Source organism: Streptomyces sp. NPDC030798 (genome assembly GCF_055572275.1).
On the sequence record NZ_JBVIDR010000004.1, the window covers coordinates 459,618 to 484,879 of the forward strand.

20 protein-coding genes and 1 pseudogene are annotated in these 25,262 nt (G+C 74.1%); 14 read left to right on the forward strand and 7 right to left on the reverse strand.

All coding sequences use genetic code 11. The features are described 5' to 3' along the window. The first annotated feature begins 184 nt into the window (after positions 1 to 184). Positions 185 to 967: a GntR family transcriptional regulator gene (locus ACZ404_RS12625; RefSeq protein ID WP_468438869.1), complete on the forward strand. Its 783-nt coding sequence runs from the start codon at positions 185 to 187 to the stop codon at positions 965 to 967. A 322-nt stretch (positions 968 to 1,289) separates the two neighbouring features. On the opposite strand, the gene ACZ404_RS12630 is transcribed toward ACZ404_RS12625, so the two are convergent. Together ACZ404_RS12630 and ACZ404_RS12635 are read right to left on the reverse strand one after the other, a co-directional pair. Beyond that, a complete protein-coding gene (locus ACZ404_RS12630) occupies positions 1,290 to 2,057 on the reverse strand; it encodes a hypothetical protein (protein WP_468438871.1) in 768 nt (255 codons plus the stop codon). Between the two features lie 166 nt (positions 2,058 to 2,223). Continuing rightward, positions 2,224 to 3,897 (reverse strand): PucR family transcriptional regulator, encoded by a 1,674-nt coding sequence (locus tag ACZ404_RS12635; RefSeq protein ID WP_468438873.1) that lies wholly within the window; start codon positions 3,895 to 3,897, stop codon positions 2,224 to 2,226. Positions 3,898 to 4,240: 343 nt separating this feature from the next. Between ACZ404_RS12635 and ACZ404_RS12640 the strand changes: the two genes are divergently transcribed. The 5 genes from ACZ404_RS12640 to ACZ404_RS12660 all read left to right on the forward strand — a co-directional run bounded on the left by ACZ404_RS12640 (position 4,241) and on the right by ACZ404_RS12660 (position 10,909). Then, positions 4,241 to 5,134, forward strand: a complete 894-nt coding sequence (locus tag ACZ404_RS12640) for an FAD binding domain-containing protein (protein ID WP_468438875.1) — start codon at positions 4,241 to 4,243, stop codon at positions 5,132 to 5,134. Continuing rightward, entirely contained in the window at positions 5,134 to 5,706 is a 573-nt protein-coding gene (locus ACZ404_RS12645) for a (2Fe-2S)-binding protein (protein WP_468438877.1), read from the forward strand. The genes ACZ404_RS12640 and ACZ404_RS12645 overlap by 1 nt, the downstream gene beginning before the upstream one ends. 2 nt (positions 5,707 to 5,708) lie before the next feature. Then, a complete protein-coding gene (locus ACZ404_RS12650; RefSeq protein WP_468438879.1) occupies positions 5,709 to 8,090 on the forward strand; it encodes a xanthine dehydrogenase family protein molybdopterin-binding subunit in 2,382 nt (793 codons plus the stop codon). Positions 8,091 to 8,255: 165 nt separating this feature from the next. After that, positions 8,256 to 9,713 (forward strand): NCS2 family permease, encoded by a 1,458-nt coding sequence (locus ACZ404_RS12655; protein ID WP_468438881.1) that lies wholly within the window; start codon positions 8,256 to 8,258, stop codon positions 9,711 to 9,713. A 44-nt stretch (positions 9,714 to 9,757) separates the two neighbouring features. Beyond that, a complete protein-coding gene (locus ACZ404_RS12660; RefSeq protein ID WP_468438883.1) occupies positions 9,758 to 10,909 on the forward strand; it encodes an XdhC family protein in 1,152 nt (383 codons plus the stop codon). A gap of 237 nt (positions 10,910 to 11,146) precedes the next feature. Here ACZ404_RS12660 and ACZ404_RS12665 read toward each other — a convergent pair whose 3' ends face one another. Beyond that, positions 11,147 to 11,587 (reverse strand): SRPBCC family protein, encoded by a 441-nt coding sequence (locus ACZ404_RS12665; protein ID WP_468438885.1) that lies wholly within the window; start codon positions 11,585 to 11,587, stop codon positions 11,147 to 11,149. A 76-nt stretch (positions 11,588 to 11,663) separates the two neighbouring features. Further along, positions 11,664 to 12,431 carry a polysaccharide deacetylase family protein gene (locus ACZ404_RS12670; protein ID WP_468439003.1) on the reverse strand — a complete coding sequence of 256 codons (768 nt, stop codon included), beginning with the start codon at positions 12,429 to 12,431 and terminating at the stop codon, positions 11,664 to 11,666. Positions 12,432 to 12,649: 218 nt separating this feature from the next. On the opposite strand from ACZ404_RS12670, the gene ACZ404_RS12675 reads away from it, so the two are divergent. The 7 genes from ACZ404_RS12675 to ACZ404_RS12705 are packed head-to-tail and all read left to right on the forward strand — an operon-like array spanning position 12,650 to position 21,787. Further along, complete coding sequence (locus ACZ404_RS12675; RefSeq protein WP_468438887.1) at positions 12,650 to 13,294, forward strand: phosphoribosyltransferase; 645 nt, start codon at positions 12,650 to 12,652, stop codon at positions 13,292 to 13,294. A gap of 8 nt (positions 13,295 to 13,302) precedes the next feature. Continuing rightward, positions 13,303 to 13,773 (forward strand): TIGR03668 family PPOX class F420-dependent oxidoreductase, encoded by a 471-nt coding sequence (locus ACZ404_RS12680; RefSeq protein ID WP_468438889.1) that lies wholly within the window; start codon positions 13,303 to 13,305, stop codon positions 13,771 to 13,773. Between the two features lie 53 nt (positions 13,774 to 13,826). Beyond that, the gene (locus tag ACZ404_RS12685; protein ID WP_468438891.1) at positions 13,827 to 15,509 is read left to right on the forward strand and encodes a S1 family peptidase; all 1,683 of its coding nucleotides are present in this window, start codon (positions 13,827 to 13,829) and stop codon (positions 15,507 to 15,509) included. Further along, positions 15,506 to 17,767, forward strand: a complete 2,262-nt coding sequence (locus ACZ404_RS12690) for a serine/threonine-protein kinase (RefSeq protein WP_468438893.1) — start codon at positions 15,506 to 15,508, stop codon at positions 17,765 to 17,767. Before ACZ404_RS12685 ends, ACZ404_RS12690 begins: the two co-directional genes overlap by 4 nt. Before the next feature lie 38 nt (positions 17,768 to 17,805). Then, a complete protein-coding gene (locus ACZ404_RS12695) occupies positions 17,806 to 19,407 on the forward strand; it encodes a VWA domain-containing protein (RefSeq protein WP_468438895.1) in 1,602 nt (533 codons plus the stop codon). Further along, complete coding sequence (locus tag ACZ404_RS12700) at positions 19,404 to 20,480, forward strand: hypothetical protein (RefSeq protein ID WP_468438897.1); 1,077 nt, start codon at positions 19,404 to 19,406, stop codon at positions 20,478 to 20,480. The genes ACZ404_RS12695 and ACZ404_RS12700 overlap by 4 nt, the downstream gene beginning before the upstream one ends. Then, positions 20,477 to 21,787, forward strand: a complete 1,311-nt coding sequence (locus ACZ404_RS12705) for an extracellular solute-binding protein (protein ID WP_468438899.1) — start codon at positions 20,477 to 20,479, stop codon at positions 21,785 to 21,787. The genes ACZ404_RS12700 and ACZ404_RS12705 overlap by 4 nt, the downstream gene beginning before the upstream one ends. Before the next feature lie 18 nt (positions 21,788 to 21,805). On the opposite strand, the gene ACZ404_RS12710 is transcribed toward ACZ404_RS12705, so the two are convergent. Both ACZ404_RS12710 and ACZ404_RS12715 read right to left on the reverse strand, forming a co-directional pair. Beyond that, positions 21,806 to 22,642: a patatin-like phospholipase family protein gene (locus tag ACZ404_RS12710; protein WP_468438901.1), complete on the reverse strand. Its 837-nt coding sequence runs from the start codon at positions 22,640 to 22,642 to the stop codon at positions 21,806 to 21,808. 212 nt (positions 22,643 to 22,854) lie between these two features. Continuing rightward, positions 22,855 to 22,971 (reverse strand): annotated as a pseudogene (locus tag ACZ404_RS12715) (DUF418 domain-containing protein); the annotation flags it as partial. 263 nt (positions 22,972 to 23,234) lie between these two features. Between ACZ404_RS12715 and ACZ404_RS12720 the strand changes: the two are divergent. Further along, on the forward strand, positions 23,235 to 24,344 hold the full coding sequence (locus ACZ404_RS12720; protein ID WP_468438903.1) for a winged helix DNA-binding domain-containing protein: 1,110 nt from the start codon (positions 23,235 to 23,237) through the stop codon (positions 24,342 to 24,344). Positions 24,345 to 24,459: 115 nt separating this feature from the next. Here ACZ404_RS12720 and ACZ404_RS12725 read toward each other — a convergent pair whose 3' ends face one another. Then, complete coding sequence (locus tag ACZ404_RS12725) at positions 24,460 to 25,251, reverse strand: S1 family peptidase (RefSeq protein WP_468438905.1); 792 nt, start codon at positions 25,249 to 25,251, stop codon at positions 24,460 to 24,462. Between the last annotated feature and the right edge of the window lie 11 nt (positions 25,252 to 25,262).

Below are 25,262 nucleotides of genomic sequence, written 5' to 3' on the forward strand. Positions count from 1 at the left end.
TGCCGATGATCGTAGTGGACGCGGCGCGATGCTCCGGCCCTCGACCGGCGGCCGGGGAAGGCAAGGCTGGCCTTATCCCTCCTGGGGGAGTTTGAACTGGCGCCTTGTGCGCCTAAGGTGCTTGACGGACAAGTAACAACCTGACGTTAATGACCCCAAGTGCCGATCACCCGGAGGAGGACCCGTGAAGCAGCGCGCGCAGGGCTCCGCCGAGGTGCGGGGTGAGGCCCGCGTGCCGGCGCAGGCGCGTGCGGCGGGCCCGGCCCGGGAGCGGGACACCGCCCTGCCGGGCGCGCGGGGCGAACACACGCACGGTGAGCGACCGATCTCGCAGCCGCGGCCCCTGGTCCAGCGCTCCTCGGTGCGCGGGCAGATCCTGGACGCCCTGCGCAAGGCCCTGGTGGCGGGCGAGCTGAGACCCGGCGAGGTGTACTCGGCGCCGGTCCTCGGCGATCGCTTCGGGGTCTCCGCGACGCCGGTCCGGGAGGCCATGCAGCAGCTGGCCCTCGAGGGCGCCGTCGAGGTCGTGCCCAACCGCGGGTTCCGGGTCATCGAGCGGGGCGCCCGGGAGCTGGCCGAGCTGGCGGAGGTGCGGGCGCTGATCGAGGTGCCGGTGATGCTCCACCTCGCCCGTACGGTGCCCGCCGAGCGGTGGGCCGCCCTGCGTCCCCTCGCCGAGGACACGGCACGCGCGGCGTCCTCCGGCTGCCCGGCGACCTACGCGGAGTCCGACCGCGCCTTCCACCGGGCGCTGCTGTCGCTGTCCGGCAACCAGCAGCTCGTCCGGATAGCCGAGGACCTCCACCGCCGCGCCCAGTGGCCCCTGGTCGGCGGCCCGGTCCGGCACGCCCGGGCGGACCTGCTGGCGGACGCGGCGGAGCACGGCACCCTCCTGGACGCCCTGATCGCCCGCGATCTGGACGTGGTCCGGAACCTGGTGGGCGAACACTTCGCAGGCGCGAGCTGATCCCTGCGCGGGGCGCGCGGTCGCCACGACACGCAACGAGGCGCCGCACCCCGAACAGCCCACCTCAGGGGCACGTGGGAGCTGCGCGACCGACCCTCAGGGGTGCGGGGGAGCTGTGCGACCGGCCCCCACACAGTCGCACCCCGAACACGGGACGGCAGCCCATCTCAGGGGCACGTGGGAGCTGTGCGACCGGCCCCCACACAGTCGCACCCCGAACACGGGACGGCAGCTCGCCTCAGGGGCGCGGGGAACTGCGCGATCAGCCCCCACCCACCCGCATCCGGCGACGGAACCGTCACCCACCGCCCACACCGCCGGACTACGCCGTAGCCACCCCCGGAGCCGGCGGCGTCAGCTGGCGGGCCAGCCATGTGGGGACGCCGCCCAGCAACCGGAACAGCCGCCGAGCCTCCTCCCGCAGCCGTGAAGCCTCCGGCTCGGACTCCGTCTCGGCCAGTGAGGCCAGCGCGGGCGCCGTCCCGACCAGGTACCCCAGCTCCTCCAGGATCCGCAGCGACTCGGCGAACCCGTGCCGCGCCTCCTTCACCTCACCGTCCCGCAGGGCGAGCCCCGCCAGGTGACGCCACGTGAACGACAGCAGAAACGGGTCGGAGGAGGCGGCGGCCCCCGCGTGCGCCCGCCGATAGGCCGCCCGCGCGGCCTGCGGTGCCCGCGTCAGGTTCTCCGCCAGCAACCCCCGCCGAAAGTCCAGCAACGCCCTACCCGCCGCCCCCGGAGGGATCAGCGCCGCCGCCCGCCCGAGCGCCGCCCGCGCCTCGTCGGCCCGGTCCCGCACCCCGTGCAGCGTCGCCGCGTACGCCAGCTGGCCCCGCTCGCAGGCGGCGGCTCCCCGCTCGTCGTCGGTGTGCGCCAGCGCCTCCGCCGTACGCAGGGCGTCCTCCGCCTCCTGCCAGCCCCGCTCCGTGTACAGGCAGCGCTCCACGAGCAGCGCGGCCCGCTGCAGCGAGCCGGCCGGGGTGTCGGCGGGCAGCAGGGCCGCCGCGTCGGCCCAGCAGGCCCGCGAGCGCAGCCGCCACACCGCGGTCTGGAGAGGATCGTCACCGGCGGTCGTTCCGTTACCAGACATGGCGGGATGCGCCACGTTGCCCTCCCCGAGCACGCCATCGAGCTGTTGAGTGGTGGCGGCATTCCAGCACCAATGCACCGGCGGGGCCAAGAGGGTGGGTGAAAGTTTTCACAAAGTCGTGGGGCGTGGCCGTGACGTGGTTCGGCCACCCTGAACCCGCCCGACCTCAGCTCATGCGCAGGGCGAGGAAGAAGTCGAGCTTGTCCTCCAGGCGCGACAGGTCCCTTCCCGTCAACTGCTCGATCCGGCCGATCCGGTAGCGCAGCGTGTTGACGTGCAGGTGCAGCCGGGTGGCGCACCGGGTCCAGGAACCGTCGCAGTCGAGGAACGCCTCCAGGGTCGGGATCAGCTCGGCGCGGTGCCGGCGGTCGTAGTCCTGCAGCGGGTCCAGCAGGCGGGCCGTGAACGCGCGGCGCACGTCGTCGGGCACGAACGGCAGCAGCAGCACGTGCGAGGCCAGCTCCTGGTGGCCGGCCGCGCAGACCCGGCCGGGGCGGGCCGCGGCGACCCGGCGGGCGTGCCGGGCCTCCTCCAGGGCGCCGCGCAGCCCCTCCGCCGAGTGCACGGCCGCGCTGACGCCGAGGGTGAGCCGCCCGTCGCCGTCCAGGCCCGCCGACAGCGACTCCCGTACGGCCTGCAGCAGCGCGTCCGCGAGCAGGCCCGTCTCCGAGCCGTCGTGCTCGGAGGACACCGCCGGCAGCGGGACGAGCGCGATCGCCTCGTCGCCGGTGTGGGCGACGGCGATGCGGTCGGAGGGCTCCGGGCCGGTGGCCAGCGGGTCGACGAGGACCTCCTCCAGCAGCGACTGGGCGACCGGGCCGCCCTCGACGTCCCCGCCGTCCCACTCGATGCGGGCCACCACCACCTGCCAGTGCGGGGCCGCCCCGAGCCCGGGCAGCAGCACCGGCGCCGCCACCCGCAGGCGGGCCGCGATCTCGGCGGGCGCCGCGCCCGTCTGCACCAGTTCCAGGACCTCCTGCGCGAGCCGCCGCCGCACGGTGCGGGCCGCGTCGCGCCGGTCCCGCTCGACGGCGATCAGCTGGGTGACGCCCTGCAGCAGGTCCAGGCGCTCCTCGGGCCAGTCCCCGGCGTCCGCCTCGACGGCCAGCAGCCAGTCGGACAGGACCGTCTCGCGCACGTCCCGGGCGGCCTGCGGTGACCGCCCGGAGGAGCGGATCGGGAACAGGGAGTACGTCGTCCCGCCGAGCTGCACCCGGTAGGGGCCGCGCCGGCCGGAGCGGGTGGCGGCCAGGTGCTCGGCGGCGAGTTGGGCGCAGGTCTCGGCGGGCAGCGCCGGACCGGTCACCTTCGAGCCCGCGATCAGCCGGCCGGTCGGCGACAGCACCCAGGCGCGCAGGTCCAGGTCGGAGCCGAGCAGGTCCAGCACCACGTCCGGGCCGCCGCCGGCCGGGCCCGAGGTCATCATCCGCCGGTGCCGGTCCACCACGGCCGCCAGGTCACCGGCCCGCTCGCCGGAGACCTGCCGTACGACGTGCTCGGTGATCGTCGCGAACGCCACCGACTCGTGCACCGCGAACAGCGGCAGCCGGTGCCGGGCGCAGGCCAGCACCAGGTCGTCCGGCACATCGCCGAGCTCGGCCTCACCGGCCGCCAGCGCCGCCACCCCGGCCTGCACCAGGATCCGTACGAACGGCTCGGAGTCGGCGGAGTCCCGGCGCCAGGCCAGGCCCGTGAGCACCAGCTCGCCCCCGGACAGGTAGCGGCTCGGATCGCGCAGGTCGGTCGTCATGACCCCGCGCACGGAGCGGTCCAGCTCGTCCTCGCCGCCGAGCAGCCGCAGCCCCAGCGCATCGGTGTCCAGCAGTGCGCGCAGCCGCATCTCGTCGCCGCCGTTCTGTGTCTCGAAATCTACGATGGATCACGGGTGGGGGGCCGGGGAGCGGTCCGGTGCGGGCGCGCGCGGGCCGCCGAGCAGGGCCGCGGGGCCGTCACCTGCGTGTCCCCGGGGAATCGGAGAGGTTACCGATGACCTCCGTTCATACGAATCTACAAGACGATCGCGCTGGCCAGCCAACTCCTTCATGGTTTCGGTGACTGACCCCGCCGGAGTACGGCGCCGTGTAATGAGTCCACTCCGCGTGAACAGCACATGAACGAGCCGCGCCCGCCGCACACGGATTGGCTCAATCTGTACGACCTCGAGACGAAGAAGAGAGCCGGTCATGGACTTCCTTCGCCCCGCCAGCTGGGAGGAGGCGCTCGCCGCGAAGGCCGAGCACCCCACCGCTGTGCCGATTGCGGGTGGCACCGATGTGATGGTCGAGATCAACTTCGACCACCGCCGGCCCGAGTACCTCCTCGACCTGAACCGCGTCGGCGACCTCTACGAGTGGGAGGTCGGCGAGGAGAGCGTGCGGCTGGGCGCCTCCGTCCCCTACACGAAGATCATGGAAAATCTCCGTGCCGAGCTGCCGGGCCTGGCGCTCGCCTCGCACACGGTCGCCTCCCCGCAGATCCGCAACCGCGGCGGCGTCGGCGGCAACCTCGGCACGGCCTCACCCGCCGGTGACGCCCATCCCGCCCTGCTCGCGGCCGGCGCCGAGGTCGAGGCGGAGTCGGCGGCCCGCGGCACCCGCCGCATCCCGATCGACGCCTTCTACACCGGCGTCAAGCGCAACGCGCTCGCCCCGGACGAGCTGATCCGCGCCGTGCACATCAAGAAGGCGGACGGCCCGCAGCAGTACTCGAAGGTGGGTACCCGCAACGCCATGGTCATCGCCGTCTGCGCCTTCGGTCTCGCCCTGCACCCCGAGACCCGCACCGTGCGCACCGGCATCGGCTCCGCCGCTCCCACGCCCGTGCGGGCCAAGGCGGCCGAGGACTTCCTGAACGCGGCCCTGGAAGAGGGCGGCTTCTGGGACAACGGAAAGATCATCACTCCGTCGGTCGCCAAGCAGTTCGCGGACCTGTGCGCCGGCGCCTGCAACCCGATCGACGACGTCCGGGGCACCGCGAGCTACCGCCGCCACGCGGTCGGCGTGATGGCCCGCCGGACACTCACCTGGACCTGGGAGTCGTACCGCGGCACCCGCACCACCTCGGAGGGAGCTGCGTAATGCGCGTCAACTTCACCGTCAACGGACGCCCGCAGGAGGCCGACGACGTCTGGGAGGGCGAGTCCCTGCTGTACGTCCTGCGCGAGCGCCTCGGCCTGCCCGGCTCGAAGAACGCCTGCGAACAGGGCGAGTGCGGCTCCTGCACCGTCCGCCTGGACGGCGTCCCCGTCTGCTCCTGTCTGGTCGCGGCCGGTCAGGTCGAGGGCCGCGACGTCGTGACCGTCGAGGGCCTCGCGGACTACGCCAAGCAGCGCTCCTGCGCGACGGGCGCGTGCGGCACCTCGCTGGACGAGGCCAAGCAGTGGCAGGCCAAGGGCACCGACTCCCAGACCGGCGAGGGCACCGAGCTCAGCACCGTCCAGCAGGCGTTCATCGACGCCGGCGCCGTCCAGTGCGGCTTCTGCACGCCCGGCCTGCTGGTCGCCGCCGACGAGATGCTCGAGCGCAACCCGAACCCGACCGACGCGGACATCCGCGAGGCGCTGTCGGGCAACCTGTGCCGCTGCACGGGCTACGAGAAGATCATGGACGCGGTCCGCCTGGCGGCCGCCCGCCAGTCCGAGGGGGTCTGAACATGCCGGCCAACGGCGCTCCTACGAAGATCACGCAGGGCTCGCAGACCAAGGGCGGCATCGGCGAGTCCACGCTCCGCCCGGACGGCACCCTCAAGGTCACCGGCGAGTTCGCGTACTCCTCCGACATGTGGCACGAGGACATGCTCTGGGGCCAGATCCTGCGCTCCACCGTCGCCCACGCCGAGATCGTCTCCATCGACACCTCCGAGGCCCTGGCCACACCGGGTGTCTACGCCGTCATGACGTACGACGACCTGCCCACCGAGGTGAAGAACTACGGCCTGGAGATCCAGGACACCCCGGTCCTCGCCCACGGCAAGGTACGCCACCACGGCGAGCCGGTCGCGATCGTCGCCGCCGACCACCCGGAGACGGCCCGCCGCGCCGCCGCCAAGATCAAGGTCGACTACCGCGAACTCCCCGTCATCACCGACGAGGCCTCCGCGACCGCCCCCGACGCGATCCTCGTCCACGAGAACCGCACCGACCACCACGCCGGTCACGTCCCGCACCCCAACATCGTCCACCGGCAGCCGATCGTCCGCGGCGACGTGACGGAGGCCCGCAGGCGTGCCGACGTGATCGTCGAGGGCGAGTACACCTTCGGCATGCAGGACCAGGCCTTCCTCGGCCCGGAGTCCGGCCTCGCCGTGCCGGAGGAGGACGGCGGCGTCCACCTCTACATCGCCACCCAGTGGCTCCACTCCGACCTGCGCCAGATCGCGCCCGTGCTCGGCCTGCCCGAGGACAAGGTGCGGATGACGCTGGCCGGCGTCGGCGGCGCCTTCGGCGGGCGCGAGGACCTGTCGATGCAGATCCACGCCTGCCTGCTCGCGCTGCGCACCGGCAAGCCCGTGAAGATCGTCTACAACCGCTTCGAGTCCTTCTTCGGGCACGTCCACCGCCACCCCGCCCGGCTGTACTACGAGCACGGGGCCACCCGCGACGGCAAGCTGACGCACATGAAGTGCCGCATCGTGCTGGACGGCGGCGCCTACGCCTCCGCCTCCCCGGCCGTCGTCGGCAACGCCGCCTCCCTCTCGGTCGGCCCGTACGTCGTCGACGACGTCGACATCGAGGCCCTCGCCCTCTACAGCAACAACCCGCCCTGCGGCGCCATGCGCGGCTTCGGCGCGGTCCAGGCGTGCTTCGCCTACGAGGCGCAGATGGACAAGCTGGCCCAGCGGCTCGGCATGGACCCGGTGGCGTTCCGGCAGCTCAACGCGATGGAGCAGGGCACCATCATGCCGACCGGGCAGCCGGTCGACTCCCCGGCCCCGGTCGCCGAACTGCTGCGCCGCGTCAAGGCGATGCCGCTGCCGCCCGAGCGCCAGTGGGAGTCCAGCGAGGGCGCCGACGTACGGCAGCTGCCCGGCGGCCTGTCCAACACCACGCACGGCGAAGGCGTCGTACGCGGCATCGGTTACGCGGTCGGCATCAAGAACGTCGGCTTCTCCGAGGGCTTCGACGACTACTCCACCGCACGCGTCCGCATGGAGGTGATCGCCGGCGAGCCGGTGGCCACCGTGCACACCGCGATGGCGGAGGTCGGCCAGGGCGGTGTCACCGTCCACGCGCAGATCGCCCGCACCGAGCTGGGCGTCACCCAGGTGACCATCCACCCGGCCGACACCCAGGTGGGCAGCGCCGGTTCCACCTCGGCCTCCCGGCAGACGTACGTCACCGGCGGCGCCGTGAAGAACGCCTGCGAACTGGTCCGGGAGAAGGTCCTGGAGATCGGCCGCCGCAGGTTCGGCACCTACCACCCGGCCTGGGCGACGGCCGAACTCCTGCTGGAGGGCGGCAAGGTCGTCACCGACGGCGGCGAGGTGCTGGCCGACCTGGTCGACGTCCTCGGCGACGAGGCCGTCGAGGTCGAGGAGGAGTGGCGGCACCGCCCCACCGAACCCTTCGACCTGCGCACCGGCCAGGGCAACGGCCACGTGCAGTACTCCTTCGCCGCGCACCGCGCCGTCGTCGAGGTCGACACCGAGCTCGGCCTGGTCAAGGTCGTCGAACTGGCCTGTGCCCAGGACGTCGGCAAGGCGCTCAACCCGCTCTCCGTCATCGGCCAGATCCAGGGCGGCACGACGCAGGGGCTGGGCGTGGCGGTGATGGAGGAGATCATCGTCGACCCGAAGACCGCGAAGGTCAGGAACCCCTCCTTCACGGACTATCTGATCCCCACGATTCTCGACACGCCGACCATCCCGGTCGACGTGCTCGAACTCGCCGACGACCACGCGCCCTACGGGCTCCGCGGCATCGGCGAGGCCCCGACCCTGTCGTCCACCCCGGCCGTCCTCGCGGCGATCCGGAACGCGACCGGGCTGGAGCTGAACCGCACGCCGGTGCGCCCAGAGCACCTCACCGGCACGTGACACTCCGAGGGTTGAACCTCTGAGTCGTCCTGGGGGACGCGAGTCCCCCAGGACCCCCCACTGTTCGTCTCGGGCCGTCCCCCGGGTCGTGCACCTCCCCAAATCCCGCGCAACGCCCGAGGGCGATCGCACGGGTGCCCCTATGAACCTTGGGAGCAGGCCCACATGACCCAGCAGTCACTGGAGCCGACGACCACCGCGGAGGAAGCGGGTGCCGGCACCCGTATCCCGGCCGGCAGGTCGTGGCTCGACCGGTACTTCCACATATCCGGGCGAGGATCCACGGTCGCGCGAGAGGTGCGCGGCGGCATCACCACCTTCATGGCGATGGCCTACATCCTCCTTCTCAACCCCCTGATCCTGTCCGGCAAGGACGCGGCCGGCGACACGCTCGGCCAGAAGGCCCTCATCACCGCGACCGCGTTCGCCGCGGCCTTCACCACGCTGCTGATGGGTTTCGTCGGCAAGGTGCCCCTGGCGCTCGCCGCCGGCCTCTCCGTCTCCGGTGTCCTGTCCTCGCAGGTCGCCCCGCAGATGACCTGGCCGCAGGCCATGGGCATGTGCGTCATGTACGGCGTCGTCATCATGCTGCTGGTCGTCACCGGCCTGCGCGAGATGATCATGAACGCGATCCCGCTCGCGCTCAAGCACGGGATCACCATGGGCATCGGCCTGTTCATCGCCCTGATCGGTTTCTACAAGTCCGGCTTCGTGCACCAGGGCAAGGCCACCCCGGTCACCCTCGGCCCCGCCGGGGAACTCGCCGGCTGGCCGGTCCTGCTCTTCGCCGGCACCCTGCTGCTGATCTTCATGCTGCAGGCCCGCAACGTGCCCGGCGCCATCCTCATCGGCATCGTCTCCGGCACCGTCGTCGCCGCCGTTCTCAACGGCCTCGGCGTCGTCGCCCCCGACCAGTGGGCGGGCGGCAGCCCCGAGCTGCACGGCAGCGCCGTGTCGATGCCGGACTTCTCGCTCTTCGGGCACGTGGAGTTCGGCGGCTGGGGCAAGGTCGGTGCGATGACCGTCGGCATGATCGTCTTCACCCTGGTCCTCGCCGGGTTCTTCGACGCGATGGCCACCATCATCGGCGTCGGCACCGAGGCCGAACTCGCCGACGCCAAGGGCCGGATGCCGGGCCTGTCCAAGGCGCTGTTCATCGACGGCGCCGGCGGCGCGATCGGCGGTGTGGCGGGCGGCTCCGGCCAGACGGTGTTCATCGAGTCGGCCACGGGCGTCGGCGAGGGCGCCCGCACCGGGCTCGCCTCCGTCGTCACCGGACTGTTCTTCGCGGCCTGCCTGTTCTTCACCCCGGTCACCGCGATCGTCCCGCAGGAGGTCGCCTCCGCCGCCCTGGTCGTCATCGGCGCCCTGATGCTGATGAACGCCCGGCACGTGGACTGGGCCGACCGCGCCACCGCGATCCCGGTGTTCCTGACCGTGGTCCTGATGCCGTTCACGTACACCATCACCACCGGTGTCGCCGCGGGCGTCATCTCCTACGTGGCCATCAAGGCCGCCCAGGGCAAGGCCCGCGAGATCGGCGCCTTCATGTGGGGTCTGACGGTGGTCTTCCTCGTCTACTTCGCCCTGCACCCCATCGAGGGCTGGCTGGGCGTCCACTAGCCCGTCAACGCCCCTGTCGCACCATCCCGTTAGGAGACCGAGAGATGCTGGACATCGCCGAGGAGCTGAACCGGTGGGCCGAGCAGGGCCGTGACTTCGCCGTCGCCACCGTGGTGGCCGTCGGCGGCAGCGCCCCCCGCCAGCCCGGTGCCGCCCTCGCGGTGGACGCGGACGGCACGGCCGTCGGCTCGGTCTCCGGGGGGTGCGTGGAGGGCGCCGTGTACGAGCTGTGCCGGCAGGCGCTCGAGGACGGGGAGACCGTCCTCGAACGCTTCGGCTACAGCGACGAGGACGCGTTCGCCGTCGGCCTGACCTGTGGCGGCGTCATCGACATCCTCGTCACACCGGTCCGGGCGGACGGTCCCGCCCGGCCGGTGGTCGCGGCCGCGCTGGCCGCCGCCGCGCGAGGGGACGCGGCGGCGGTCGCGCGGGTCGTGTCGGGCCCGGCGGAGCTGCGGGGCCGGGCCCTGCTCGTCCGCCCCGACGGCTCTTACGACGGCGGCTTCGGTGCCCACCCCGAGCTGGACCGCGCCATCGCGGCCGAGGCCGGCGCCTTCCTGGACGCGGGCCGCACCGGCACCCTGGAGGTCGGCGAACAGGGCTCGCGCTGCGGCGCCCCGCTCACGGTCCTGGTGGAGTCCTCCGTCCCCGCGCCCCGCATGATCGTCTTCGGCGCGATCGACTTCGCCTCCGCGCTGGTCCGCGTCGGCAAGTTCCTGAACTACCACGTCACGGTGTGCGACGCCCGCCCGGTCTTCGCCACCCGGGCCCGCTTCCCGGGGGCCGACGAGATCGTCGTCGAGTGGCCCCACCGGTACCTGGAGCGCACCGAGGTCGACGGCCGCACCGTCCTGTGCGTCCTCACCCACGACGCCAAGTTCGACGTACCCCTGCTGCAGCTCGCCCTGCGCCTGCCGGTCGCCTACGTCGGCGCGATGGGCTCCCGGCGCACCCACCTCGACCGCAATGCGCGCCTGCGCGAGGTCGGCGTCACCGAACTCGAACTGGCCCGGCTCCGCTCGCCCATCGGCCTCGACCTCGGCGCCCGTACGCCCGAGGAGACGGCGCTGTCCATCGCCGCGGAGATCGTCGCCGCCCGGCGCGGCGGCAGCGGCGCCTCCCTGACCGGCGCGCACACCCCCATCCACCACGACACCCCGTCGCAACCGGCCCGGCGCATCGGATCGGTGGCCTGACGGCTCCCCGAAGCCGCCGCTGCAGGAGCGCGGGACGGTCCGTGCCGACCGGCCACGTACAGCCCCACCCCGCCCTCCGGGCGCCGCACGGCCCCGGCCGGCGCAGGGTCGCCGGGACCAGCGGCCCCACCCGGGCAAAACCGTCCGGCCCAAGTGCCACCGCCCCCGGTACGACGATGCCGAGGGCCTTCGACCGGGCTTCCGGTGGTCCCTCAGCCGGAAGACGACCGGGCCCCCTCAGGCCCGCCGCAGCAGCTGGTTGGCGGCGCGGCCGAAGACCGAGCGGGCCGTGCGGCGCAGGAGCGGGTCGAGGGCGGTGGGGAGGAAGCGGACCCGCAGTTCCTCGCGCCAGACGACGCGGCTGCGGCCGCCCGGGCCCGGGCGTACCTCGATCTCCGCCCAGCCGAGGATCACCCGGCCCCGCTTCTCCAGCCGGCACAGCCCCGGCTCGCCGTCCGCCGGCGGGCGCCACACCGTCACCTCCATCGGGTCGTCGAAGGCGAGGGGGCCGACGCCCGAGCGGGCCACGAAGCGTGTTCCCTCGCGGGTCGGCCCCGGGGTGACCACGGTGACCCGGGTCAGCGGAACCACGTCACCGTGACGGGGCCACTGGGTGAGCCGCCGCCACGCCTCCTCGAGGGGCAGCGGCACGGTGCGTTCAACAGTGAAGAGGGGCACGCCACGATCGTAGAGAACCGGCGGCGGCCACCTGCGCCTTCGCCCGCCGGCTCACCTGCTCCGGTGACCCGGTGCCTCAGGGCCGGTACACCTTCCCCGGCTCCGCCCTGCCCGGCGCGAGCAGCTGAGGCACCGTCACGAAGACGTAGCCGCGGGCCTTGAGCGCGTCGATGATGCCGGGCACGGCGGGCACGGTGCCCCGGTAGATGTCGTGCAGCAGGATGATGCCGTCCCGGGACACCTGGTCGAGGACGCGCTGGGTGATGAGGGAGGAGTCGTCGGTCGTGTAGTCCTTGGCGGTCACGCTCCACAGCACCTCCGACAGGCCCAGCTCCTTGCAGATCCTGTGCACGTCGGCGTCGGTGCGGCCCTGCGGCGGGCGCATCAGGGTGGGCTTGCGGCCGGTGAGCCGCTCTATCGCGTCGTCGGGCCGCTTCAGCTCCTCGCGTATCTGCGCGTCGGAGATCCGCGTGAGGATCTTGTGGTCCCAGGTGTGGCTCGCGACCTCGTGGCCCTCGGCGGCCATCCGCTTGACCAGCTCCGGGTACTTCTCGATGTGCCGTTTGCCGAGCAGGAAGAAGGTCGCGGGGACCTTCTTCTCCTTGAGGATGTCCAGCAGCCGTGCCGAGTTCTCGCTGGGCCCGGCGTCGAAGGTGAGCGCGACGCACTTGGCCTCGCGGCAGTCGACGGTCCCGAACCGGGCCGGTGCCCCGTGCGCCGCCTCGGCGCGCGCGGTGCTCGGCGCGGTCGTGTCGACCTCCGCGCAGCCGGACAGGGTCAGGGCCAGACAGGCGGCGACCGAGGCGAGCGCCGCCGGACGCAACCTTCGGCCCGGTCTGCGCATCTTCCTGGGTGCGGGCTGTGAGACCGGGTTCTCTTCGGTCGAACTCGTGGGCGAAGTCGTCAGAGGCATGCCCGGACTATACACACTGTGTATAGCGCATGTGTGCGAATCCTCGGGTGTGCGGGCAGCGGACCGGACCGCCGTAGCACCATGGAGGTGCGGGAAGGCCGGCAGGAGAACCTGCCGGCGGACCACCACCCCCGGCGAGAGGACCAGTCATGCGCTACCGGGACCGCGCCGAGGCCGGACGCGCACTCGCCGGCCTGCTGAGCGACCTGCGCAGCGGGGGCGCACTCCCCGACCCCGTCGTGCTGGCTCTGCCCCGCGGCGGGATCGCCGTCGCCGCGCCCGTCGCCCGTGCCCTGGGGGCCCCGCTCGACGTGCTCGTCGTCCGCAAGATCGGCGCCCCGCATCACGAGGAGTTCGCCGTCGGCGCCCTCGCCGCCGGCGACCCGCCCCTCTTCGACACCGGCACCCTGGGCGATCTGGGCCTCACCGAGGAGCGGCTCGCCCCGGTCGTCGAGCGCGAGCGGCGCGAACTGGCCCGGCGCGAGCGGCGCTACCGCGGCGACCGGCCCGCCCCGGACCTGACGGGCCGTACGGTGATCGTCGTCGACGACGGCCTGGCCACCGGCGCCACCGCCCGAGCCGCGCTGCGCCACGTCCGGCGCCGGGCGCCCGCCCGGGTCGTCCTCGCCGTCCCCGTCGGCGCCCCCGACTCCCTCGACCTGCTCGCCGCCGAGGCCGACCTGGTCGTCTGCCCGTACCGGCCGGCCGCCTTCAGCGCCGTGGGCCAGTGGTACGACGACTTCGACCAGTTGACCGACGCCGACGTGCTCGACGCCCTGCACGCCCCGCACTGAGGACGACGATGCCCCGGCTGGACCCGGCCGAGGCCCGGCGGCGGTTCGACGCCTCCCGGGTGGCCCGGCTGGCCACGGTCGACGCGGCCGGAAGGCCCTGCCTGGTCCCGGTGGTCTTCGCCCGGCACGCCGCCGGCGGCACCGACCGGCTCGTCACCGCCGTCGACCACAAACCGAAGACCACCACCCGCCTCGAACGGCTGCGGAACATCGCCGCCCACCCGGCGGTGTGCCTGCTCGCGGACGCCTACGACGAGAACTGGGACCACCTGTGGTGGGCCCGCGCCGACGGCGACGCCCGCCTCCTCCCGCCGGACGCCGCCGACCCCGCCGTACGGCAGGCCCACGCCACCGCCGTCGCCCTGCTCCGCGCCAAGTACCCGCAGTACCGGGACCGCCCGCCGACCGGTCCCGTGATCACCGTCACCGTGCGGCACTGGACGGGCTGGGAGGCACGCCAGGAGCGTTCCGGCCGTTGAACCCCGTGCACACCAGTGGTACCGGAAGAGCACGCGGAGTAACCTTCGATGACATGACCGGCACGGGGGAGCGAGCCGTCACGTCGCGGTTGAGGACGCCGCCCTGGATCGCGCGCGTCGGAACACCGGACGGGCGCGTCCTCGGCGCCGGGGTGCTGCTCGCCCCCGACCGGGTGCTCACCGCCGCCCATGTGGTCCGGCCCGGCCGGTCCTACGTCGTCCACTTCGTCGGCGCGCCCGGCACACCCGGCGTGACCGCCACCGTCCACGAGGACGAGTACGTGCCGCAGCGGGAGGACAGCTCCGGCGACCGCAGCGGCGACCTGGCCCTGCTCCGGCTGGCCCAGCCCCGCCCGGCCGGGCACACCATCCGGCTCCACCGGCGCGCCACGCCGCACGGGCCGGTGAGCATGTACGGCTTCCCGGCCGGCGACGACGGCGGCCGCTGGCACGGCGCCACCCTGCTCGCCGCCCGCGGCCGGGACAGCCAGGTGCAACTGCGCCCGCAGACCCCGGACGAACGGGCCGTCCCCGGATTCAGCGGCGGGGCGGTGGTCGACCACGCCACCGGCGAGGTCATCGGGATCGTCCTCAGCGTGGACCAGGGACCCGGCTCCGTCTTCAGCTACATGAGCCCCACCGAGACCATCATCAGCCATCTGCCGCAGGTCGCCGACTGGACCCACGGCGCCGAAGCGGTCGACCCGGCGCTGCGCACCACCGCCGCCGGCCGGCTCGACGTGCCGTTCGCCACCGAACTCGCCGCCTGGTTCCGCGGCGAGGGCTGGCCGGTGCTCGTCACCGTGGTCCCCGCCCGCGGCGCCCGCGCCTGGACCCTCACCCGCGCCGTCACCCTCGCCGACCGCGAGCTGCGCACCCGGCAGAACACCAGCGCCACCGGCCAGGACCCGCCCGAGACCGTGCCCCCGGCCGGCGGCCACGACCTCGCCCTCGACGTCAAGGACATGACGGCCCATCAGGTCATGGACCGGATCGCCGAGCGGCTCGGCATCCGCGGCGATCCCCGGCCCGAACGGCTCGGCGCCCTGCGCGTCCCGCTCGCCGCCGTCCTGGTGGGCGTCGACCGGGCCGCCGAACCCGAGGCGCTGCTCGGCCTGCTGGACCACCTCGCCCGGCAGGGAGCCCGGCTCCTGCTGGTCTTCCGCCGCGCGACCGGCCACGCCACCCAGGCCGCTGAATCCTTTGTCCGGCGCCCGCTGCGCGACCGCTGGACCCGGCTGCACCGCGACATCGACCACATCGTCGGCGCGTTGGGCCCGGCTCTCGAGGAACAGCGCGACCTCGTGCTGCCCGACCCGGCCACCCGGCAGCTCCTGGACCAGGCGCAGGCCGGCGTACGGCGCACCCGGATGCTGCGCGCCTGGGTCGAGCACACCCCCGACCGGGAGCGCGAACCCGGCCGCGCCGACCTGCTGTTCACCTTCGAGGACGCCGTCGAACGCCGCCGCCTGCGCCTGGAACAGGCGACCGGCCTCCTGGAGGCCCGGCTGCGCCGCCGCGCGGAGCTCCTCGGCCGCGTCACCGCCGCCTGGCCGCTGTGCCGGGACCGTGCGGCCGCCCAGGGCGACCGGGTCATGGAGGCCTACCGGCTCTACGAGCACGCCCTGACCCTGCTCCGGCAGACCCCCTGCGACGTGGACCGGGCCGAGGGCGCGGTCGAGCGGTTCGTCGGCTTCTGCTCCGGCACGGCACCCGGAAGGGAGGGAGCCTCATGACCTCGTGCATCCGGCCCGGCTGTGCGGGCCACATCATGGGCACCGGCTACTGCGACACCTGCGGCCACCGGCACCTCGAACCCCCGTCGGCACCCGCGTCCGAGCCCACGTCCCCGCCTCCCGGCCCCGGCCCCGAGGAACCGCCCGCGCCGCAGCCCGTCCACGTCGTCGCCGGGGTCGGCGAACTCGACCAGCACGGACTGGTCGTCCTGCCCGACGTGCCCGCACCCGAGGGCGGCCTGATCGAGGACCCCCGGCCGCCCACCGGAGGCCGCCGCTGCGGCGCGAACGGCTGCACCATGACCATCGGCGTCGGCTACGGCGGCCAGCCCGCCCGCGCCACCGGCCGCTGTCCCCGCTGCGGCACCCCGTACTCCTTCCTGCCCCAGCTGGAGCAGGGCGACGTGGTCGACCGGCACTACCGGATCCTCGGCTGCCTGGCCCGCGGCGGCCTCGGCTGGATCCACCTCGCCGAGGACACCCAGGCCGACGGCCACCGCGTCGTCCTCAAGGGGCTGATCGACGTCCACGACGCGCTCGCCCGCCGCAACGCCGTCGAGGAACGCCGCTCGCTCACCGACCTGCACCACCCCGACATCGTCCGCATCATCACCTACGCCGAACACCGGGCCCCCGGCCGCCCACCCACCGGCTACCTCGTCATGGACTACATCGGCGGCCGCTCCCTGCAGCAGCTGTTCGACGCCGACGACGCCGAGCGGATCTTCCAGGGCCGCCCGCGCCTCGACCACGTCCTGACCTACGGCTGCAAGATCCTCGGCGCCCTGCAGTACCTGCACGAACGCGGGCTGCTGTACTGCGACATGAAGCCCGCCAACGTCATCCACTTCGGCCGGGCCGTCAAGGTCATCGACCTCGGCGCGGTGCGCGCGATCGGCGACCGGACCTCCGCCTACGTGTACACCGCGACCTTCGCCCCGCCCAAGGAGGAGATCGAGAGCCGGGGCTGGCACGTCGACAGCGACCTCTACACCGTCGGCATGACCCTGCAGGCCCTGTTCCGGGGCACCGAGCCGGCCCGGGGCCTGGCCCCCGACTCCTTCCGCCGGATCGTCGACCGCGCCACCCACCCCGAACCCCGCGCCCGGTTCCGCTCGGCCGCCGAGATGTCCCGCCAACTCTGGGAGGTGCTGCGCGAGTTCCGCTCGCTGCAGTTCGGCGAGCAGCTTCCCGAGAGCTCCACCCGGTTCCGCGCCACCGACGCCGGACTCGACGCCGGGCTCGGCGCCATTCCCGCCCTGGACCACTGGACCACCCGCCCGGGGGCGCACCCCGCCGGGCTGAACGTCTCGCCGCCCGACCCCGCCGAGGTGGCCGGCGCCCTCCCGGAGCCGGTCCCCGATCCCGACGACGGCGCCGCGCTGCTGCTGGACACCTTCCCGCCCGACGCCCCCGACCGCGTCGCCCGGCAGTGGCCCCGCGAGTCCCGCCTCGGCACCCCGGAGACCGCGCTGTGGCTGTGCCGCGCCTATCTGAGGCAGGACCGGCAGGGGGAGGCGGAGAGCTGGCTCGCCGAGGCCGAGACCCAGCTCGGCGAACACGCCGCCGGCTACGACTGGCGCATCGCCTGGCACCGGGGCGTGCTGCACCTGAGCAAGGGCGAGGTGCGTCGGGCCGGCATCTGCTTCGAGGCGGTCTACGGGGCGCTGCCCGGCGAGTACGTGCCCAAGCTCGCCCTCGGCTACTGCGCCGAACACGGCGCCGACGGGCGCACGTCCCGCGCGATGAGGGCGTACGAGGCCGTGTGGGCCCGGGACTTCGCGCACACCGCCGCAGCGTTCGGCCTGGCCCGCGGACACCTGGCCGCCGGTGACCGGGACGCGGCCGTACGGGTCCTGGACGACGTCCCCTCCACCTCCCGCCACTACGACGCCGCCCGGATCGCGGCCGTCCGCATCCGCGCCGGCCTCCTGCACGGTGCGGCGCCGTCCGTGGCGGACCTGCGGGACGCGGCCCGGCGGCTGCCCGAACTGCGCCTGGACGGCGGCGCCGCCACCGGCGAGTCACGGGCCCGGCTGGTCGCCGAGGTCCGGGAGAACGCCCTGCACGGCCGCCCGGAGTCGGGCTGGGGAGCGGCGTTCCCCGCCGGGGACCTGCTCGGTTCCGGCAGCGAGGGCGATCTGCGCACCCTGCTGGAGCAGTCCTTCCGGCAGCTCGCCGCCCAGGCGCGCACCGCGAGCGAGCACGGCCGGCTGCTCGACCTGGCGCACGCGGTACGGCCGATGAGCAGGTTCTGACGACACCGACGGCACAGGGAAGCGAGGGGGACGCAGCCATGAGCGGGGCCGGGGACACCGAGTACGGCGCACACCCCGAGTACGCGGGGAGCAGCGGGAGCAGCGGAGGCACCGGGGGCGCCGAGCAGGCCGAGGGCACCGAGGACGTCGTGGTGACCCTCGAGGTCGGCCAGGAGAAGGAACTGCCCGTGGTTCCGGCCGGCGCCGGGCAGCCGCGCGACCGGGAGATGCACGCCATCCTGGAGATCGGCGTCAGGAACAACGGCACCCCGGTCCTCGCCGCCGGCCCCGCCCCCGGCTCCGGACCCGCCCTCGCCGAGGTGCTCGTCGTCGACACCTCCCGCTCCATGCTCCACCCGGCCGCCAAACTCCACGCCGCCAAGGACGCCACGGTCGCGGCCCTGCGCCTGCTGCCGGACGGCACCGCCTTCGCCGTGCTCTCCGGCCGGTTCGACGCCACGCTCGTCCACCCGGGCCCCGGCCAGGAGGCGATGGCCGTCGCCGGACCCGCCGAGCGCGAGGCCGCCGAACGCGCCGTACGGATCCTGGACGCGGACGGCGGCACCGCCATCGGCCACTGGCTCGACCTCGCCCGGCGACTGCTGAGCCGGCAGACCGCCCCCATCAAACACGTCCTGCTGCTCACCGACGGACGCAACGAGCACGACCACCGCGCCACCATGAGCCTGGACACCGCCCTGGAGGCCTGCGACGGCCGCTTCGTCTGCGACGCCTGGGGCATCGGCGACGACTGGGACGCCGATCTGCTGCTGCGCATCACCCGGCGGCTGCACGGCCGGGCCGGAGCCGTCCGCCGTGAGTCGGAACTCCCGGCCGCCTACGAGGAGTTGGTGAACGGCCTGCTCGGCACCGCCGTCCCCGAGCTGCGCATCCGGCTCACCCCGACGCCCGGCACGGTGATCCGCCAGGTCAAGCAGGTGGTGCCCGGCGAGCAGGAACTCCTCGCCACCGGGCCGGAGTCGGGCGGTCGCGGCGCCGAGTACGTCACCCGGGCCTGGGGCGAGGAGACCCGGCACTTCCAGGTCGTGCTGAGCGCCGACCCGACCGGCCGCGAGACGGGCGAGGACCTCCAGCTGGCCGCCGTCGAGGTGGCCGTGCCGGACTTCGGGCGCACCGTACGGCTGCCCCCGCCGCGGCCCGTCCTGGTGCGCTGGACCGACGACCCGCTCGACGCGTCACGGCAGCATCCGGGGGTGCGCCGGTACGAGCTGTACCAGCAGGCGAGCGCGGCGGTCGCCCAGGCGTACCGGGCCTGGCTGCGCCGCGCGGAGGGCCGGGCGGAGGCGGACCGGGCGCTCGCCCGGGCCCTGACGCTGGCCGGGGAACTGGGCGACGCCCATCTGCTGGGCGCGCTGCGCCGGATCGAGGCGGAGCCGGGCGCGGGCCGGGTCCGTGACGGCCTCAAGGACGTCGACTGGCAGCACCTGATCCTCTCCAGCGCCATGACCGCACCGCCGGAGCAGCTCTCCCCGCCGGCCGCCGCCCCGCCCGGCACCGACGCCCGCGCCCCGGCCGGCGCCGACGACCTCGTCGAGTGCCCGGACTGCGGATGGCTCGGCCCCGCGGACTCCGTGTACTGCGGAGGCGAGTGCGGACGCCGGCTGAAGGGAGCGAGATGACCACCGACGCGCCGGCGACCGCGCACCCGGACCGTGGCGGCGACGGACAGGACGCACGCGCGGCCCGGCGCCCGCCCGCGCACGCGGCCCCGGCCCCGCGGGACCGGGGAGCCCGGCTGCCCGGCCTCCTCGGCCGGCTGCTCGGCGCCGGCCGCCGTCCGCCGCTCGGCGAGAGCACCACCGCCCACGACCTCTCCGTGCGCCGCCGGCTGCTGCTGGCCCTGTCCGCGCTGCTCACCGTCACCCTGTTCGTCTCCTACGAGGGCGTGCACGGGGACGCCGACCCACTGCGCACCTCCAGTGCCCCCGCCGTCGCCGCCATCGACACCGCCCTGTACGCGCTCGGTGAGGCGCAGGCGGACGCGACCGGGCCGACGCCCTCGACCAGCGAGTTCCAGAAGCAGATCTCGGTGGCCATGCAGAGCCTCGCCGCCGCCGGTGACGTGGGCGGCCCGGCGGGCCGGCAGGCCCTGCAGACGGTCACCGGGCTGATCACCGGATACACCGGCATGGTGCAAAAGGCCCAACTGCAGCCGCGGGGCAGTGTGTTGCGGGAGGCGTACCTGAGCTACGCGACCAGCATGCTGACGACCGGCGAGTCCGGCATCGAGGCCCGGCTGAAGCTGCTGCAGCGCGAGGTGCGGGCCGAGGTGACACGGCAGACGTCCTTCGGATGGCCGCTGTGGCTCGGCTGGAGCGCGGCCGCGGTGCTCGTCCTCGCCCTGGGCGCGGCCCTGCTGGAGACCCAGCTCTTCCTGCGCCGCCGCTTCCGGCGCCGCTACAACCGCGGGCTCATCGCCGCGGCCGTCCTGCTGGCCGGAGGGTTCGTGACGCTCGTGCTGTTCACGCTGTGGACGCACCGGGGCATGGCGGACACCCGCGGCGTGCTCGACGCGGTGGTGCCCGGGCAGCCCGCCGCGGAGGCGGGTCGGCGCACCGCCGCGTACCTGGCGCACACCGGCTTCCGTGCCGCGGCCGCGGTGTGGATCGTGATAGGAGGCATCCTGCTCATGGCACTGACCGAGACGGGCCTGCGGCCGCACGTCAACGACTACCGGTTCCGGTCCCGGTGAGCGCCCCCGCGGACGGCCCCCGCCCGGCCGTCCCCGCCGCGCGGCGCCGCGTGCCGCGCACGGTCGCCGTCCTGGCGAGCTGCCTCGTCCTGCTGGCGGCGGCCGTCGTGCTGGGGGTGCGCGCCCTCGCGCAGGATCCGACCGTCACCCTGCTGGCCAACTGGACGGGCCGGGACGCGCGGTACTTCCGGGAGGCGGTGATCGGGCCCTTCGAGCGCCGGTACCACGTGCACGTCGACTACCAGGGCAGCTCGGCGGAGAGCCAGGTGCTCAGCGCCGACGTCGAGGCCGGCACCCCGCCCGACGTGGTCGTGCTCACCGGCCCCGGCGAACTCGCCGGCTACGCCCGGCAGAAGCAGCTGCAGCCGCTGGAGACGCTCGTCCCGCGCGGCGCCTTCAGCCCTTCGTGGGCCACGCCGCTGAACGGCCACGTGTACTGGTTCCCGCTCAAGGCGGACCTCAAGAGCATCGTCTGGTACCCGGCGGGCACCGGTGAGCAGCAGCGCCGGCAGGCGGCGAAGCGTCCCGACCAGTGGTGCCTGGGCATGGGCTCCGGCGCCACCAGCGGCTGGCCCGGCACCGACTGGATCGAGGACATCCTGCTCCAGCAGTACGGCCCGAAGACCTACGAGCGCTGGGCGCGCGGCCAACTGCCCTGGCAGTCCGAGGAGGTCGAGCGGGCCTGGACCACGTGGGGGCAGATGGTCGGGTCCGGAGGGCCCCGCAACCTCGTGCTGCGGGCGCTGAGGACCGAGTACCAGAAGGCGTCCGAGCTGGTCACGGCCGAGCCGCGGCAGTGCACGCTGGAGCACCAGGCCTCGTTCATCCGCAACCAGGCGCCCTGGAAGCAGGTCGACGGCCGGTACGAGCCCTCGGCCCGGCTGATCCCCGGCGCGACCGCCCACGACACCTGGGAGGTCTCCGGCGACCTGGTCGCCCTGCTGCACGGCACCCCGCAGGCCAGGAAGCTGATCCGCCACCTCGCCTCCGCCGGCGCCCAGCGCGCCTGGAGCGAGAAGGAGTCCGGCTTCTCCGTCGACGCCCGGGTGGGGCCGCCGGCCGCGGGGTCCGCCGCCGACTGGCACCGCTCCCTGGCCGGCACCCTCCTCGACGACGGCGCCGTGCACTGCTTCGACGCCTCCGACGCCATGCCGCCCCCGGTCCGCGACGCCTTCGCGCAGGCGACCATCGACTACCTCGCCGACCCGGGGAAGCGGCACCTGACGGAGCTGCTGAAGAACCTGGACACCCTCAGCGGGCCGAAGAACCTGACCTGGTTGCCGTCGGTCTGCGACCACGGCTCCTGACCCGGGAGGAGACCGGCCTCAGGCCCGGCGCAGCTCCAGCGCCCGCCCCTGCTCCCGGCCCGCCTCGGCGGCCGGGCGGCGGGTGGCGGGGTCCAGCGGGTTGCCGCCGATCGCGGCACGCGAGGCCTCGTCGGGTGCCACGACCTCGACCTCGGCGCCCTCCGCACGCAGCTCCTCGACGACCCGCTCCAGCGGCTGCTCACTGGGGAACGGCTCGGTCTCGCCCATCGGCGCGATCACCAGCACCCGCTCCTTCCCGCGCGCGTAGTCGGCGTTGGTCGCCGACCGCACCCCGCCGTCCACGTACGCACGCCCGTCGATCGTCACCGGCGGCCACACCCCCGGCACCGCACAGCTCGCCGCGACGGCGTCGACCAGCGGCACCCCCGAGTCCTTGTCGAAGACCCGCACCTCACCGCTGTCGGCCTCCACGGCCACGATTCTCAGCGCACGCCCGGGCCACTCGTGGGAGGGCAGCCGCGACTCGATCACCGCCCGCCGCTCGGCCACCGGCACGGTCCGCGCCGCGAGCGCCATCCGCCCCATCGCGCGCCGCATCTCCGGCAGGGAGGCGGCCTCCCCGACGGCGGCACCGAACTCCGCCTGGAACTTCTCCAGGTCGAACTCGGCCGTGATCTCGGCGGCCTGCAGCTCCGGCTCCACCTGCCGGGCGTACAACTCGTCCAGGCCGAGCCCACTGCCGAGCTGCGCCGCGACGGCCGACCCCGCGGAGGTCCCGACCAGCAGCCCGGCCCCCGTGACATCCCGCCCGGCGTCGGCCAGCCCCGCCAACACCCCGGTGATCCAGGCGATCCCGCCCACACCGCCACCGCCCAGCACCAACGCGTCGCTCATGCCAACTCCCCTGACGTAGTAGTCCCCCTTTACGACACCGGGCCCCCTGTCGACCATTCCCGCCGGGCCGCGTCTCTGCGCCCTCGGGCAAGGAGCGGTGCGCTGCGGGGCAACCGGGATGCCGATGTGGACCCCGTCCATGCAGACCGACGCATCCGCGAGTTGGCCGACAGAGCGCGTGCCGGTGCCGGCGGGCACGGACAGCGCCGACTCCCGTATTCCATCGCCATCACGGTGCCCGGTGCCGGCGGGATGACGGCGCGGATCGCGATGCGGGCCTTGGCCTGCCGGCCGGCCAGGCCGGTCTTAGGTTCGCGGCGGCCGGCGATCTCCTCACCCCGTCGGCCTCGCCGACCGGCCGGTCACTCGCCGGTCCGGACGATGCCGCCGGTTCCGGCGGGGGAGTGGGGGCTTCGGGGACGGTCCGGCGCAGGACGGACTTGCGTCCGCCGTTCCTGCGCCCGGTCGCGCGGGTCGCTCGGGCATCGGCTGCCTCCCCGTCGGGCCGGCGTCGGCGTGATCGCGAAGCGGACACGGGCAGGAGGAGAGTTGCGGACAGAAGGTGTCCGCGAGCGGCGTTAGCGTGCCGGGTATGACGAAGCGCAGCGCAGCGACGGACCCCGTCCTCACCACCCGCGCCCTCAACCGCGCCACCCTCGCCCGGCAGCTCCTGCTGCGCCGCTCCCCGGTGTCCGCCCTGGACGCCGTACGCCATCTGCTCGGCCTGCAGGCGCAGAACGTCCAGCCGCCGTACTACGCCCTCGCCGCCCGCCTCGACGGCTTCGCACCCGAGGAGTTGTCGGCGCTCATGGCCGAGCGCGCGACCGCCCGGATCGTCACCCTGCGCTCCACCCTCCACACCCACACCGCGGAGGACTGCCTGACGCTGCGCCCGCTCGTGCAGCCCGCCCGCGACCGGGAGTTGGCCGCCTTCCGCACGGGTCTCGCCGGGGTGGACCTCGACCGGCTGGCCGGGTGCACGCGTGAGCTGGTGGAGGCCGAGCCGCGCACCATGGCCCAGCTCCGCGAGGCGCTCGGCGCCGTGTGGCCGGACGCCGACCCGCGGGCGCTGGCCGTCGCCGCCCGCTGCCGGTTGCCCCTGGTCCAGGTGACCCCGCGCGGCCTGTGGGGCCGTGGCGGACAGGTGGCCCTCACCACCGCCGAGCACTGGCTGGGCCGGCCGGCCGAGCCCGCCCCCGACCCGGAGGAGGCCGTCCTGCGCTATCTCGCCGCGTTCGGGCCCGCCTCCGTCAAGGACATGCAGACCTGGGCCGGACTCACCCGGCTGCGGGACGTCTTCGAGCGGCTGCGCCCGCGGCTGCTCACCTTCCGGGACCCGCACGGCGTCGAGCTGTTCGACCTGCCCGACGCTCCCCGCCCCGACCCGGACACCCCGGCCCCGCCCCGCTTCCTGCCGGAGTTCGACAACCTGCTGCTCTCCCACGCCGACCGCAGCCGCGTGATACCGCCCGCGTACTGGGGCCGGAGCTGGCAGCGGAACCAGGCCTTCCGCACCCTCCTGGTCGACGGCTTCCTGGCCGGACTGTGGCACCTGGACGGCGACGCCCTCGTGGTCGAGGTCTTCGGCGAGCTGACGAGGAGCCAGGCGCGGGAGGTCACCGCGGAGGGGGAGCGGATGCTGGCGACGATGCACCCCGGGAGGCCGTACGACATCCGGTTCGGCACCGTCGTACGGCGGTGAGCCCCCCGGTGGCACACCGCCGTACGCGTGGAGAGGGGGGCGCTGCGGGCCGCTCGTGGTGGCCCGCAACGCCCCCCTGGCATCTACCCGAGAGGTGCTCGGGAGGTCTTCCGGGTCACGAGGTGACCTGCGCGGTCACGAGGTCCGAGAAGGTGGCCAGCCGGGTGTACACACCCGGGTAGCCGGCCTCCGCGCACCCCTCGCCCCAGGAAGTGATCCCTGCCAGGACGCCCCCGATGAGCAGGGGACCGCCGCTGTCGCCCTGGCAGGTGTCTACGCCGCCGGACGTGTATCCGGCGCAAACCATGTCGGACTGGACGAAGTCCGAACCGTAGGAGCTCTTGCAACTGGAGTCGGACACGATCGGGACGGTCGCGGTCCGCAGCTGATTGGAGGAGCTGCCGTTCTCCGAGGTGGTGCCCCAGCCGAGGATGCGGGCCGTGGTGCCGGCCGCGTACACGCCCGTCTGGGACGAGGAGACGTACTTCGCCGGGGTGTACGGCATCGACGTCGAGAGGGTCAGCACGGCCACGTCGTCGCCGTTGGTGGCGTCGGTGTAGTCCGGGTTGATCCAGATCTTGCTGACCTTGCTGACCGTGCCGTTGGTGCCGTTGAGGTAGGTCCGGCCGCCGACCACCCGGACGCTGCTGGGGGACTCGCCGACCATGCAGTGCGCGGCCGTCACGACCTTCTTGGCGGCGACCAGGGTGCCGCCGCAGAACTGTCCGCCGGACGCGTCGGTGATCTGCATCATGAAGGGGTACGCCGTCGTGGTGGTGGTCGTACCGCCCACGACGGGCTGGGGAGCGGCGGTCGCCGTGGGGGAGGCGACCAGCGCGGTCGCCGCGGCGGCGGCGGTGGCCACCAGGGTCGCGGCGGTCTTTCTGGCACGTCTGAGCCCGAACATGAGTCTCCTCA